The 14,441-nt window shown below is 35.5% G+C and carries 13 protein-coding genes; 7 read left to right on the forward strand and 6 right to left on the reverse strand.

Annotated elements, in window-relative coordinates; genetic code table 11:
• Window positions 1-58: 58 nt before the first annotated feature.
• Both ACVFVN_RS00055 and ACVFVN_RS00060 read right to left on the reverse strand, forming a co-directional pair.
• On the reverse strand, window positions 59-340 hold the full coding sequence (locus ACVFVN_RS00055; RefSeq protein ID WP_165132322.1) for a GNAT family N-acetyltransferase: 282 nt from the start codon (window positions 338-340) through the stop codon (window positions 59-61).
• Between the two features lie 7 nt (window positions 341-347).
• On the reverse strand, window positions 348-746 hold the full coding sequence (locus ACVFVN_RS00060) for an OsmC family protein (protein WP_456233656.1): 399 nt from the start codon (window positions 744-746) through the stop codon (window positions 348-350).
• Between the two features lie 212 nt (window positions 747-958).
• Here ACVFVN_RS00060 and ahcY point away from each other — a divergent pair, with 212 nt between their 5' ends.
• The 4 genes from ahcY (at window position 959) to ACVFVN_RS00080 (ending at window position 5,412) form a co-directional block, all read left to right on the forward strand.
• Entirely contained in the window at window positions 959-2,272 is a 1,314-nt protein-coding gene (gene ahcY / locus ACVFVN_RS00065) for an adenosylhomocysteinase (RefSeq protein ID WP_456233657.1), read from the forward strand.
• A gap of 141 nt (window positions 2,273-2,413) precedes the next feature.
• A complete protein-coding gene (locus ACVFVN_RS00070; RefSeq protein ID WP_165132331.1) occupies window positions 2,414-2,980 on the forward strand; it encodes a TMEM175 family protein in 567 nt (188 codons plus the stop codon).
• 178 nt (window positions 2,981-3,158) lie between these two features.
• Window positions 3,159-3,674, forward strand: coding sequence for an isopentenyl-diphosphate Delta-isomerase (gene idi / locus ACVFVN_RS00075; RefSeq protein WP_165132334.1), 516 nt, complete (start codon window positions 3,159-3,161; stop codon window positions 3,672-3,674).
• Between the two features lie 94 nt (window positions 3,675-3,768).
• Window positions 3,769-5,412, forward strand: a complete 1,644-nt coding sequence (locus ACVFVN_RS00080; RefSeq protein ID WP_456233658.1) for a peptide-N-glycosidase F-related protein — start codon at window positions 3,769-3,771, stop codon at window positions 5,410-5,412.
• Between the two features lie 35 nt (window positions 5,413-5,447).
• On the opposite strand, the gene galE is transcribed toward ACVFVN_RS00080, so the two are convergent.
• Window positions 5,448-6,467, reverse strand: a complete 1,020-nt coding sequence (gene galE / locus ACVFVN_RS00085) for a UDP-glucose 4-epimerase GalE (RefSeq protein ID WP_456233659.1) — start codon at window positions 6,465-6,467, stop codon at window positions 5,448-5,450.
• 18 nt (window positions 6,468-6,485) lie between these two features.
• Window positions 6,486-7,616 carry a DegT/DnrJ/EryC1/StrS family aminotransferase gene (locus ACVFVN_RS00090; protein WP_165132343.1) on the reverse strand — a complete coding sequence of 377 codons (1,131 nt, stop codon included), beginning with the start codon at window positions 7,614-7,616 and terminating at the stop codon, window positions 6,486-6,488.
• Between the two features lie 70 nt (window positions 7,617-7,686).
• Here ACVFVN_RS00090 and ACVFVN_RS00095 point away from each other — a divergent pair, with 70 nt between their 5' ends.
• Window positions 7,687-9,282, forward strand: coding sequence for a S8 family serine peptidase (locus ACVFVN_RS00095; RefSeq protein WP_456233660.1), 1,596 nt, complete (start codon window positions 7,687-7,689; stop codon window positions 9,280-9,282).
• A 49-nt stretch (window positions 9,283-9,331) separates the two neighbouring features.
• Here the strand turns inward: ACVFVN_RS00095 and ACVFVN_RS00100 are convergent, their stop codons facing one another.
• Window positions 9,332-11,881 (reverse strand): phosphoenolpyruvate carboxylase, encoded by a 2,550-nt coding sequence (locus ACVFVN_RS00100; protein WP_456233661.1) that lies wholly within the window; start codon window positions 11,879-11,881, stop codon window positions 9,332-9,334.
• 99 nt (window positions 11,882-11,980) lie between these two features.
• Between ACVFVN_RS00100 and ACVFVN_RS00105 the strand changes: the two genes are divergently transcribed.
• Window positions 11,981-12,424, forward strand: a complete 444-nt coding sequence (locus ACVFVN_RS00105) for a DUF1648 domain-containing protein (RefSeq protein WP_456233662.1) — start codon at window positions 11,981-11,983, stop codon at window positions 12,422-12,424.
• Here the strand turns inward: ACVFVN_RS00105 and ACVFVN_RS00110 are convergent.
• Window positions 12,405-13,892, reverse strand: a complete 1,488-nt coding sequence (locus ACVFVN_RS00110) for an NAD(P)H-hydrate dehydratase (protein ID WP_456233663.1) — start codon at window positions 13,890-13,892, stop codon at window positions 12,405-12,407. The genes ACVFVN_RS00105 and ACVFVN_RS00110 overlap by 20 nt on opposite strands.
• 147 nt (window positions 13,893-14,039) lie before the next feature.
• On the opposite strand from ACVFVN_RS00110, the gene mscL reads away from it, so the two are divergent.
• Window positions 14,040-14,426, forward strand: coding sequence for a large conductance mechanosensitive channel protein MscL (mscL, locus tag ACVFVN_RS00115; RefSeq protein ID WP_165132355.1), 387 nt, complete (start codon window positions 14,040-14,042; stop codon window positions 14,424-14,426).
• Window positions 14,427-14,441: the final 15 nt, after the last annotated feature.

The raw sequence follows: 14,441 nt of genomic DNA on the forward strand, positions 1-14,441 counted from the left end.
AGAGCATTGGTTTACCTTTTGAGACAGCTTTTTTTTATTGTTAACTATTAAAAATATTTTAAGCTAAAACATCTTGTAAATTTGGATTTTTATTGAAAGTTGCTTTTGCAAAAGGACAAAGTGGAATCACTTTTATATGATTCGCTCTCGCGTAGTCTACCACTGCCAAAAGTAGATTTTTCCCAACACCCATACCATTGTAGGATTCTTCTACCCCCGTATGATCGATAATAAATTTGTCGGTTCCTGCCCATGTGTAAGTCATTTCACCTGCATGGCGATCGTCGATGAAAGCTTCGAACATTCCGTTTTTTTCGTTGTTTTGTTGTCTAATTTCCATTATATTTTTATTTAAATTCTGTATTAATAATAACTGAGTTTTCCAAAATTTTGTGAACGGGACATGCATTTGCGATATGTTGAAAACGCTTCATTTGTTCTTCGGGAATATCAGTTTTCGAAAACCGAATACTTCTATTGAAAATGCTTTTACTTTTGTCTGCATCGTCAAGCAAAGTAACATCCACAACAATTTCTCCAACATCCCAAGCTTTTCTGTCGGTGTACATTTTAAGCGTGATTGCGGTACAACTTGCTAGAGAAGCTGCCAAAAATTCTGTTGGTTTTGGTGCCAAATCTTTTCCGCCTTTATCAATAGGTTCATCGACTAGAAATTCATGACGTTCGGTTTTTATTTTTGTTAAATAAAGTTCTTTACTAATATGTGCTGATACATTAACATCCATTTTGTTTCTTTTTACAATAATACACCAAATTCTTAAAAGTTAAATTGATGTGAGATAATAATTATCAGCTTTCTGTGGTCGAAAATATTAATAAAAGTTTCGTTGGTAAAGCCGTCGAAATCAAAAAAATCACACAAAAAATCATATTTCTATAACTCAAAGAATAATTGTATTTTTGCAAAACTTTAATAACTAAAAATATACCCAAAAATATGGATACAACAACACAATATGTTCCTTACAAAGTAAAAGACATTTCTTTGGCGGAATGGGGAAGAAAAGAAATTACTCTAGCTGAAGCTGAAATGCCAGGATTAATGGCTATTCGTGAAGAGTACGGGCCATCTCAACCGCTTAAAGGTGCTAGAATTGCTGGATGTCTTCACATGACGATTCAAACAGCTGTTCTTATTGAAACGTTGGTAGCTCTTGGCGCTGAAGTTACTTGGTCTTCTTGTAACATTTTCTCAACTCAAGATCACGCTGCTGCGGCTATTGCTGCTGCTGGAATCCCAGTTTATGCTTGGAAAGGTCTTAATGAAGAGGAATTCGATTGGTGTATTGAGCAAACTTTATTCTTTGGTGAAGACAGAAAACCGTTGAACATGATTTTGGATGATGGTGGAGATTTAACGAACATGGTTTTTGATAGATATCCAGAATTCACAAAAGATATTAAAGGTCTTTCTGAAGAAACAACTACAGGTGTTCACAGATTGTACGAAAGAATGAAAAACGGAACTTTGGTGATGCCTGCAATCAACGTAAATGATTCAGTGACTAAGTCAAAATTCGACAACAAATACGGTTGTAAAGAATCTGCTGTAGATGCGGTAAGAAGAGCAACTGACGTGATGTTGGCTGGTAAAAGAGTGGTTGTTTGTGGTTATGGAGACGTGGGTAAAGGTACTGCAGCCTCTTTCCGAGGAGCTGGTTCTATTGTTACCGTTACAGAAATCGACCCAATTTGTGCATTACAAGCTGCAATGGACGGTTATGAAGTAAAAAGATTAGATACTGTGGTTGATAACGCAGATATCATCATTACTACAACTGGTAACTTCAACATCGTAAGAGGTGAGCATTTCAAGAAAATGAAAGATAAAGCTATCGTTTGTAACATCGGTCACTTCGATAACGAAATCGATATGGCTTGGTTAAATGCAAACTATGGCGCTACAAAAACAGAAGTTAAACCACAAGTTGACATTTATACTGTTGATGGCAAAGAAATCATCATCTTGGCTGAAGGTCGTTTAGTAAACTTAGGTTGTGCGACTGGTCACCCATCTTTCGTGATGTCTAACTCTTTCTCTAACCAAACTTTGGCTCAGATTGAATTGTGGAACAACGCTGCAAACTACAAAAACGAAGTGTATATGTTGCCAAAACATTTAGATGAAAAAGTAGCAGCTCTTCACTTGAAGAAATTAAGCGTTGAATTGGAAACTCTTTCTCCTGCACAAGCTGATTATATCGGTGTTCCAGTAGAAGGACCATTCAAACCAGAATATTACAGATACTAAGATTACATCTTAATCTATATAAAAACGCTTCTCAAAATTGAGGAGCGTTTTTTTGTTTATATTTTAAAATATTGAATTAAAAAAAAATCTTAAATTAAAAATTTTTAAAAACTAAAATTTAGATTTGTAAAAAAATAAAACATGACCACATCAAGATTAGAAGCCTTTAGTGATGGCGTTATTGCAGTGATTATCACGATTATGGTTTTGGAATTAAAAATTCCTGAAACTGCCGATTGGTCAGGGATAAAAGCTTTGGCTCCAAAATTCATAAGTTATGTGCTTAGCTTTCTGTATGTCGGCATATACTGGAATAACCACCATCATCTTTTGCATAAGACCAACAAAATCAATGGTAATATTATGTGGGCCAATTTATTTTTTTTGTTCACATTATCTTTAACACCTGTATCGACAGGCTGGATGGGCGAGCACAATTTCGAGAAAAATACAAGCATTCTTTATGGTATTATATTGATGTTTAATGCGATATCTTATAGCATTCTTTCTTATTTTATTGCAAAAAAAGAAGGAAAAGACTCGGATTTTGTAAAAGCTATTGGTAACGAAACCAAAGAAAAAGTTTCCATCGTGTTATACATTTTGGGGATTGCAGCTTCTTTTTATCAACCTTATGTTGCGCTTGGATTTTATTATATTGTTGCTCTGTTATGGATTGTTCCAGATAAACGTTTGGAAGAAAAGTAAAATCTTATTCTTAAAATTAAAAATATCAAATTTCAACTTTGGAGAATCTCTAGCCCTGATCGAGCGGTCTGTCTGAGCTCGTCCCAAAAGCAAGGGCGAAGTTTGGATAGGGACAGCGAGTAGGGAGAGCAGGTTCCTGGCTCCTAAAAATTCAGAAAATTTTAGTTAGCTTTGCGCTATGGAAGAACGTGTTGTTTTAGTAAATCCACAAGACGAGGTTTTGGGATTGATGGAGAAAATGCAAGCGCATGAAAATGCTTTGTTACATAGGGCTTTTTCAGTGTTTTTATTTAATGATAAAGGTGAAATGTTGTTACAACGTCGCGCTGCGGGAAAATACCATTCGCCATTGCAATGGACCAATGCTTGTTGCAGTCATCCTCGTGAAAATGAATCTTATATAGATGCGGCAAAACGTCGCCTACAAGAGGAATTGGGTATTGAGACAGCGCTTACAGAACGTTTCTTTTTTATCTACAAAGCCGATGTTGGACAAGGTCTTTGGGAGCATGAGTTGGATTATGTTTTCACTGGTGAATATAATGGTGATTTTACATTAAATCCTGATGAAGTTGCGGAGATAAAATACCTTTCTATCGCTGATTTAGAAAAAGAAATCGAAGATTCTCCAGAACATTACACCGAATGGTTTAAAATCATCTGGGCAGAATATCGCAATCATTTGGATATTTAACACAAATTTTATTCTTTTAGCAAAATAATTCGCTTTTTGATATTAAACTACAATAATAAAGTTTATTTATTTACATTTGTGATAAATAAATCTTATGAAGCAAAAATTACTCTCTTGCATTACTGTATTTGGCATTGGACTGAGTCTATCTGCTCAAAACATTAATGTTTTTGAAGATGTCCCTTTCTACAGCATGTATCATTATTTGGGTGAAGGCGAAAGTTTGCCGCCAGAAGCTTATTCGCAAATCCCTTCTGGGGCCATTCGCTTGCATGCTTACGAACGCGACATTATTTCGAGAAAATTAACCAGTGAAGAAATTAGTGGTTTAGGAAGTAATGTTTCTATTGAAGTTGATCTTTTTGCGGCTTGTGATAATTATGACCGAATTGCAGGTATCAATCTGGCTTTAGTTCCCAAAGGAAGTACAGCTTACACTTGGGATCAAACAGATGTCAAACGTATTGAGTTGGGAAGATTCATCACGCCGTTTATGAACAAAAACAAAACGCCAACTTCTGTGCCGTATAGTTTCCCAGCGAATAATCTCGCAAACATCCTACACGATGCCAATCTTATGCAAAATTATGATGCATGGATTGAGTTCCGTGCCGATGGTTATTCTGCGGCTGCCAACCAACAAGTTGCAGGTTGTGCAGATAGAACTGACGTTTTCCGAGGAAGTTTAAAATTTGTTTCTACAGGAACAGCGCCAACGTCGCCCAACTTTTTCCTGCCATTGTCTTATCGACAAAATCTAAATAATTATAATGCAACGGATGTTCCTGGAACCACCACCAGAATTATCAATTTCACTTTGGAGCAACCTGTAGAGAATGCAGTTTTACATTTAATCTCATCCAACCACGGTGCTAATACCAATGGTGAAGAATATGTAAGAAGAGAGCATTATGTTTATCTAAATGATAATTTGATGTATCAATATAAACCTGGAGGAAAAACCTGTGAACCTTATCGACAATTCAACACGCAAGCTAATGGTATCTATGGAGCAACTGAAAAAACTTTGCGTAACTGGATGTCTTGGAACAATTGGTGTCCAGGCGATGCAATCCCGAACCGCGAAATAAGTTTAGGAAATCTCTCAGCGGGGCAGCACAGTATAAAATTAACAGTTCCTAGTGCGGTATTTGCAGGTGGAGAAGGTTATTTCCCGATTTCGATGTATATTCAGAATAATAAAAATGGTGAAGTTATCTGTGAAGGACCAACTAATTTCAGACTCGAAAATCAAATTAATCAAAGTTTTGATTTGAATTGGGACCAAAGCCCAGATACGTCTTGGCAAGTTTTGTATGCCAGAAAAAATGCATTTAATACGAATCTTGACAACTATGTCGACACAAGCAATCCTACGTTGCATCTCGATAATCTGACTATTAATTGGTATTACGAGGCTTATGTAAAATCCAAATGTCTAAATAACGACAAAGAAAGTCTTTGGATTGGCCCAATCTATTCGCAGTCTATAAAACTAGGCACCGAGGAAGTTTCAAAAAATAGAATTAAAATTTCCCCAAATCCAAGTGACAAAGAGATTACAATACAATCGCCTCAAAAAGTAACGCAAGTTATTTTGTACACTATGGACGGAAAAAAACTCGCTGAATACCATTTGAAAAAATTCGATATTTCTAATTTACCAAAAGGCATATACATGCTTTTAATACATTTAGAAAATGGCGAAACAAGCTCTCAAAAATTAATTAAGAAATAAAAAAAAGCGATTCAAATTGAATCGCTTTTTTTGTTTTAATTGGTTCTGGTTTCCAAATATTTTTGCCATTGCCAAGTCGTTCTCAACGCTTCTTCTAGCGAAGTATCAGCTTTCCAATTGAGTTCTTTTTCAGCTTTATCCGCATTAGCATAAGCGATTGTAATATCGCCCGCTCTACGATCACATACTTGATAAGGAACTTCCACATTATTCGCAGATTCAAAAGCTTTAACAATTTCCAAAACCGACGAACCTTTGCCAGTTCCTAGATTATAAACATCAATAAGTGTTTCTTCCGATGAAGCAAGCAATTTTTTGAGGGCCGCCACATGGGCTTTTGCTAAGTCAACGACATAGATATAATCGCGCACTGCGGTACCATCTTCCGTAGGATAATCATTACCCCAAATGCTTAGTTTTTCTCTAATTTTTGCAGCAGTCTGCGTTACATAGGGAACCAAATTATTAGGAACACCAATTGGCAATTCGCCTAATTTTGCAGTTGGATGCGCACCAATAGGATTAAAGTATCTTAAAAGCGTAATTTTTTTATGATTAGCCATTGCAAAATCTTTTAGAATTTCCTCGCCCATTTGTTTGGTTTTCCCATAAACACTTTCGGGCATTTTGAGTGGCGTATTTTCATCAATTGGCATTTCGTCCGCTTGTCCATACACTGTACAAGAAGAACTAAAAATGAAATTCGAGATATTTCTATTTTTAAATTCCTGAAGAATATTAATTAAAGAAAACAAATTATTTTCGTAATATTCCAAAGGTTTTTCCTGACTTTCGCCAACCGCTTTAAAAGCTGCAAAATTAATACAACCTTCAATATTATGTGCTTCAAAAACCTGAGATAGTAATTCTTTTCTTCTTAAATCGAACGGATAAAAAATTGGTTTTTTGCCCGCTACTTCTTCGATATTATTTAAAATAAACTTCTCCGAATTCGACATATCATCTACAATAACCACTTCAAAACCATTGTTCAGTAATTCAACAACGGTGTGCGATCCGATATAGCCTAATCCTCCTGTTACTAGTATTGCCATGTATTATAATTAGTTTTTTTACTCTGCTGACATAAACTCCAAAACCGCTTCTGTAATATATTTCAGTTGTTCTTCATCCAACTCGGTATGCATTGGCAAAGAAATAACCTGATCCAAAAGCTTATCGGTATTAATAAAATCAGCATCATTACTTTCTTGGTAATAAGCTTTTTGTTTTCTAAGCGCCACAGGATAATATATCATCGCTGGAATGTCTTTTTCAGCTAAGAATTTTTGAAGTTCATTGCGTTTTCCATTGGTAATTCTCAACGTATATTGGTGGAAAACATGGGACGAATTTTCAGCTTTTTGAGGCGTCAAAATATGCGGATGATTGGCGAATGCTTCGTTGTAATAATTGGCTGCCCATTGGCGCGCTTCGTTATAATTATTTAGCAACGGAAGTTTCTGTCTCAAAACAACGGCTTGGATACTGTCTAACCTTGAGTTAACACCAACTTCGTCATGATAATATCTCTCGTACATGCCATGATTCACAATACCTCTCAAGCGATGAGCAAGCTCGTCATCGTTGGTGAAAATAGCACCACCGTCACCATAACAGCCTAAATTCTTGGAAGGGAAAAATGATGTTGTACCAATAGTTCCCATGGTTCCGGATTTTTTAACAGATCCGTCAGAGAATGTATAATCTGCGCCAATTGCTTGTGCATTATCTTCAATAACATAAAGATTGTGCTCTTTAGCAATTTTTAAAATTTCTTCCATATTTGCACATTGTCCGAATAAATGCACCGGAATAATGGCTTTAGTTTTGGGCGTGATTGCTTTTTTAATTTGTTCTGGATCAATAGTAAATGTGTTATAATCTACATCCACCAAAACTGATTTCAATTTTAATAAATGAATAACTTCCACTGTTGCAGCAAAAGTAAAATCCGCTGTAATCACCTCGTCACCTTCTTTAAGGTCCAATGCCATCAACGCAATTTGTAGAGCATCTGTACCATTAGCACAAGGAATAACGTGTTTTACATCAAGATAATTTTCTAAATCGGATTGGAAAAATTTGACCTCTGGTCCATTAATAAACGCTGCGGAGTTCATTACATTGATAACAGCGTTGTCCACTTCATTTTTTATTTTATAATATTGACTTTGAAGGTCAACCATTTGAATTTTTTTCATAACGAAAACTTTGATTTTGTAAATTTACGCTTAATTTAGTTCTTATAAAAAAATAAGCAGTCATAAATCTATGAAAAAAATCTTTACAACCTTGATGTTTGGCGGACTTATATTCGCGCAGGCACAGCAGACAGAATTGGTTTTTGTCTTTTTCAAAGATAAACCCAACAAAGCAAGTTTCTACGCCAATCCACTTTCAGAATTGTCACAGAAATCTTTGGATCGTAGGACTCAAAAATCGATTGCACTTAACGATCAAGATGCGCCAATTGAAGCAAGCTATATTCAGAATGTCAAGAATTTAGGTTTTACAGTAACTGATTATTCCAAATGGTTAAATGGTGTCGCCGTTAACGCAACACCTGCACAGATCCAAACTTTACAATCTCAACCTTACGTTTCGCATGTGGAATCTTTTGTAAGAAATCCTTCTGGCAATCAAAAAGCTTTAGCAGATCGACCTAACAAATGGAAAAATATGAGTGCCAACAAAACCAATTTTAATTATGGTGAAGCAACTGCACAAATAAACCAAATCAACCTAAAACCATTACACATTGCAGGTTACACCGGCACAGGAATCGACATTGCAGTTATTGACACCGGCTTCCCTACTGTAAACACGGGAAGTGCTTTCAAAAGATTAAGAGATAATAATCAAATAAAAGGAAGCTATAACTTTGTTTCTAAAAATAATGACATCTACAATACCGCGCTAAATCCTCATGGTAGTATTTGCCTTGGGACAATTGGCGGATACATTCAGAATCAATTTGTAGGTTCTGCGCCAGATGCTAATTTTTACCTATATGTTTCAGAAAATGACGATGTCGAAATTCCAGAAGAACAACTCTATTGGATAGAAGCAGCGGAAGAAGCCGACAGAAAAGGTGTAGATCTTATTACAACCTCTTTGGGATATTATATTTTCGATGACAGTCGCTATGACTACACCTATGCGGATATGAATGGGACGACAACTTTTATAGCTCGTGGCGCCCAAATCGCTTTCGAGAAAGGTATATTCATCAATTTTGCTGCTGGCAACGAGGGGAATAATGACTGGCATTACATCATCACACCAGCAGATAATGCTAAAGTATTTTCGATTGGCGCTGCAGATCAATTTGGTGGTATGGCGACATTTTCTTCTTACGGCCCCAATTCCGCAGGCGTTATAAAACCTGATGCTTGCGCACGTGGGCTCTTTACAGCGACTGTTCTTAACAATGATGTTACAGAAGCTAGTGGCACCTCTCTAGCCAATCCGTTGGCCGCAGGTGGCGTTGCTTCTCTTTTGCAAGCACTTCCAAAAAGTGTCAATTTGGTAGATGTACAAAATAAACTTCGTGGCAATGCTTCGCTGGCTAACGCGCCAACAGATCAAGAAGGTTATGGCATTCTTAATTTCGGAAAAACTTATAACCAATTTTTAGCAACCGAGAATATTAAAACAACTAACTTTAGCATCTATCCCAACCCTGCCAAAGGTTTTATTGAAGTAAAATCAAGTGACAAAATACAATCAATCCAAATTTATGATAATATCGGTCGATTAATTTTAACTTCAAAATCTTCGAAAATTGATGTTTCTACATTAGAAAACTCAGTTTATTATCTAAAAGTAAATGACAATACGAAAGTTGAAAAGTTCATTAAAAACTAAATAGAAAAAGCTGTCAGAATTTGACAGCTTTTATTATTTAATTTTAAAATTAAGCCGAATTGCGACTCGCATTGATATTTCCGAATAAAGAACGCATCACTAATTTTTCGTAAAGTGCTTTGTTATCCGGATTTTTCTGAATTTGCATCAACGCATATTGTTGAATACTTAGCAAAGGCAAAACAATTTTTTCACGAATTAGAACCGATTTTCTATTTAATGGTTCTTCCTGCATCAAAACTTTGAAACCTGTCAATTTCAACATCAAATCTTTGGAAAGATTAAATTCATCAAAGAGAATATTCCAAAATGCACCAAATTTTGGATTTTCTCGCATATAATAAGTCAATGGAAAATACGTCTTATTCATCGACATCATCGAGTTGAGCACCAAAGTTTTGAAAAAGTCTGAGTGCTGATACAAAAGTTTAACATCATCAAATCGACCTTCTTCTTTCAACTGTTTCAAAGCGGTTCCAAATCCAAAAAATCCAGGAACATTTTGTTTTAGTTGCGACCAAGATCCCACAAAAGGAATAGCACGTAAATCTTCAAATTTTAGTTCACCATCGGCGCCACGTTTGCTCGGGCGACTTCCGATATTGGTTTTTCCGTAATATTCCAAAGTACTCATCTCCTGCAAATACGGCACAAACATGGGGTGAGATTTCAGTTGGCTGTATTTCTCAAAGCTAATTGTTGCCAATTCATTTATTAAATCCCGTTCTCTTTTGGAAAGTTCTTTCTTAGAATTTTCGAAAACGTCATTTTCAATCCCAGCGCTTAACAATTGTTCAAAATTATATTTGGCCTGATTTTTATTTCCAAAAACACTCGTTATAGTTTGTCCTTGTATCGTAAGCTCTATTTGATTGTTGGCAATTGTTTTCCCTTGTGATGCGTAAAAGTCATGCGTTTTTCCACCGCCTCTTGCTGGTGGCCCGCCACGTCCATCGAAGAAAACTACTTTTACCCCAAATTCTTTAGCAACTTTTGTTAAATTTTCTTTGGCGCGGTAGATTTCCCAATTTGCTTTGAGATAGCCACCATCTTTAGTCCCGTCTGAAAAACCGAGCATGATGTATTGTTCATTTTTGCGACGCTGGAGATGTTCTGCATAGATTGGATTTTCGTAAAGTTCTCGCATCACAGATTCTGAATTATCGAGACCATCCATCGTTTCGAAAAGTGGTACAATATCCATTTTGATGTCCGTATCTTGATAACCGCAAGCTTTCATCATCGCATACACATTCATAACGTCTTTAACCTCATCAGAATTCGAAATGATATAACGATGCAGACCGCGTTCGCCATTTTGCTCCTGAATTTTGGTAATGTTCAGAATGTTTTGTAAGCTGTCTTTTACAATTTCTTCAGAGAAATTTTCTGGTTTTATAATTTGATTTGAAGAAATAATTTGGTTAAATTTATCGTTATTTGAAACTTTAGAAATATCTTCTGTTTTAAATATATTTTGATAAATAGCATCGACAATTTTTTGATGAACACGACTATCTTGTCGAATATCCAATGTCGCAAAATGCGTCCCAAAAATCTTTACTCTATCGCGATAATCATCTAACAAATCATGGAATAGCGCTTGATGTTGGGTCACCAAAATATGTTCTGCGTCATTGATTTTAGAAATAATGTCGGTTTCAGAAATTTTAAAATCTTTTTGAAAAATCGCTTGATATAATTGATGGCTCAAACTTTCTAAAACATCAGAAACGCCTCTAAAACTAAGTCTTCTTCTTAAGCTTTTGAGATGTCCATAATAACATTTCAAAATAGAACTTCGCAGCTCATTCGCCACTTCCAAAGTGACATCCGAAGTCACAAATGGATTGCCGTCCCGATCTCCGCCTGGCCAAAAACCGAGTTTGATAATATCTGGATGAAGATGAAAATGCTCTGTCTCGAAAGTTTCTTTCAGATTTTTGTACAAGTCACCAATACTTTGATAATAGACATAGCGCAGATAGTAAATAATACTCATCGCCTCATCCAAAGGCGTTGGACGCTCTTTGTTAACAAAAGGCGTTTTCCCCAATTGCTGCAAAAGAACATCAATCTGTGTCACCGAATCGTTTTGGATCGCATCGCGCAAATCGTGGATAATCCGTTGCACGGCATTGGGATAAAACTGCGTAGGATGTGCCGTGAACACTATCTTGACAGAAAAATCTTTTAATTTTTTACGAACTTCTTGCAAACGATGATCCTGCACAGCACGTTCATAAAGATTCGGAATTGTTCCGCTATCTGCCTGAGAATGCAACTTCTGAAAAGCCGCATCTTCGATACTATCAAACAACACCACTTGTCGCTCAATATATTGCACAATTTTGAAAAGCAGTTCAATCTTTTGTTCTTCAGATTGCAGATCGGTATGATTTTTAAAAAATGAATTGATGATCGTTTCTGGCGACAAAGCTTTGTCATAGCCTTCCTTACTTTCTTCATATAAAAAAGGTAACAACATGCCGATATTCGTCATTTTATCATAAGGCAAACTCATGAACAACGAATTGTATATTTGGAATTTGTTCTCAACAAGTTGACGGAAAACTTCGGATTTTTTATCATTCATCATATAACAAATTTAATAATAAAAGAATTCCGTTCTCAATAAAATAATTTTAAATTGCTGGTTTTAATAAACACTTAAACAAGCTATCTAATTTTTATAAAAATGTTGTTACTCCTTATTTTAATAAATAGTTTGCTACTATTTTCACTTTTACTTTTTAGCGCATTAACCTACCAGAATTTACCCAAACGTATTCCTATTCATTTTGGACTAAATGGTGATGCAGACGGATTTAGCAGCAAAATATTTTATTGGTTGTTACCCATTTTAGGACTTTTGTTTTTCTCGCTGTTCAGTACGCAGGCTATTGATTTAAAATCACTAAAAATTTCGGATTCTTTATTAAAACAAAATTGGTTTTCGGACAAAGAAAACATCGTGATACTTTCTATTAACACCTTTGTTTTGATTTTATTTTTAGAAATCCAATCCAGCATTTATAAAGTTGCTAAAGGAAAACAAACAAAAATATCCAAATCGGTTTGGATCTGGACAGTCGTTATTATTATTGTTAGTCTATTATTGGCTATTTTGACAAATAGTTAAAAACTTTTCCGACGCTTTCAATAACATCGGAAGCTAAAAGACTTTCTTTCGCTTGATTTTTGAGCGCTAAATCGGCGGCTTTCCCGTGAATCCACACGCCAAAAATCGCAGCCTCCTTCGGTGAATATTTTTGAGCCAAAAGCGAGGTGATAATACCTGTCAACACGTCACCACTTCCGCCTTTTGCAAGTCCAGAATTACCGCTGATGTTGTAATAAACTTCTCCAGTATGTAAAATAATCTGTGTATGATGATCTTTAAGAACGATGTTCAGTTGGTATTTTTTAGCAATTTCTTTTGCCAGTTCTAAGCGTTCAAAAGAGCTCGCGGATAGCCCAAAAATCCTTTCAAATTCTTTAGGATGTGGCGTAAGAATAGAATCTTTTGGCACCCAAGATAAAAGATTAAGATGCGTTGAAAAAATCGCTAAAGCATCTGCATCTAAAACAACGGGACGACTATGACTTCGTAAAAAATTTTCTAATGCAGAACGGGCAATTTCATTTTTCCCAAATCCTGGGCCAATGCCGTATTCTCCGTCTTCTATGTAATTAATATGTTCAACTTCTTTGATTCCTGAAAATTCGAACATTGCTTCTGGAACTTGCATAAGGCAAGAAGAATACGCACATTCGGGCGCATTAATAAAGGTTAAACCAGCACCAGTCCTTGCAGCAACACGTCCTGCCAAAAGTATCGCACCTGTTTTCCCATACGTTCCTCCCACCAAAACGGCTTTTCCAAAATGTCCTTTATGGCTAAATTCTGGTCGGGATTTATATATTTTTTTGATTTCAAGTTCATCCGCTACATACGCGTCAACGACAACATCTTCAATAAAACCAGGACTAAGGTCTATATTTAAAACATGAATTTTTCCACAAAAAATTCCAGTTTCGGGATGAAAAAATATTTTTTTATAAAATTGAAAACTTAGAGTATCATTAGCTTTAATGAAAACAATACTGTTTTTATCAGCATCTGGGCTTAATCCCGATGGAAGGTCTAAAGATATGATGCGATTAGGAAGTTTATTAATTTCATTAATAAGATTTTCCCAAGGCTGTCCTATATTTTTATTAAGTCCAATACCAAAAATTGCATCGATCAGCACTGTTGAATTACGTAGCTCTGTCGTTGAAAAATCACAAGCATCTATAATTGGTATTGTTTCTGGAATACGCTGTAAATTAGTTACCGCATCTTTTGAAAATTTCTTCCCATAATTGACGACAACTTTAACTTTTCTGTTATTCTGAACTAAGAGTCTTGCTAAAGCCAATCCATCGCCGCCATTGTTGCCATTACCACAAAAAATAACGAAATCATCATTAGGATTAATATTTTTGATAAGCCATTCGCAGCTCGACTTAGCTGCTTTCTCCATGAGATTAATTGAAAAAATAGGCTTATTCCTTATCGTATATTGATCGCATTCACGCAATTGATTAACATTGAGTATTTTCATCCATGAGTTTTTTGTAAATTTAATAAAAACCAAATTGCAAATATGATTTTATTTATAAAATAATACAAGTGTTTTGTAAAAGATATTATTAAGTTAATGAAACATTAATATTTTTTTTATTTTTGTAAATATATTAAACAAAACACTATGGGATTTTTTAAAGAATTCAAAGAATTTGCTGTTAAAGGCAATGTGATTGACTTGGCTGTCGGTGTAGTTATCGGCGGTGCATTTGGTAAAATTGTTACGTCTTTGGTAGAAGACATTATTACACCAGCCATCCTAAATCCAGCTTTGAAAGCGATTAATGCAGAAAATCTTTCTCAATTAGTTGTTCCCGGTACAGCGATTAAGTATGGAAATTTTTTATCGTCTGCAATTTCTTTCATGGTTGTAGCTTTTGCATTATTTTTAATGATTAAAGGTATTAACAAACTGAAAAAGCCAGATCCAGTTGCAGAAGAAGCTCCAGCAGGGCCAACTCAGGAAGAACTTTTAACGCAAATCAGAGATCTTTTAAAAGAAAAAAATTAATCTTTTTTGCTAAAA

This window comes from Soonwooa purpurea (assembly GCF_053891095.1).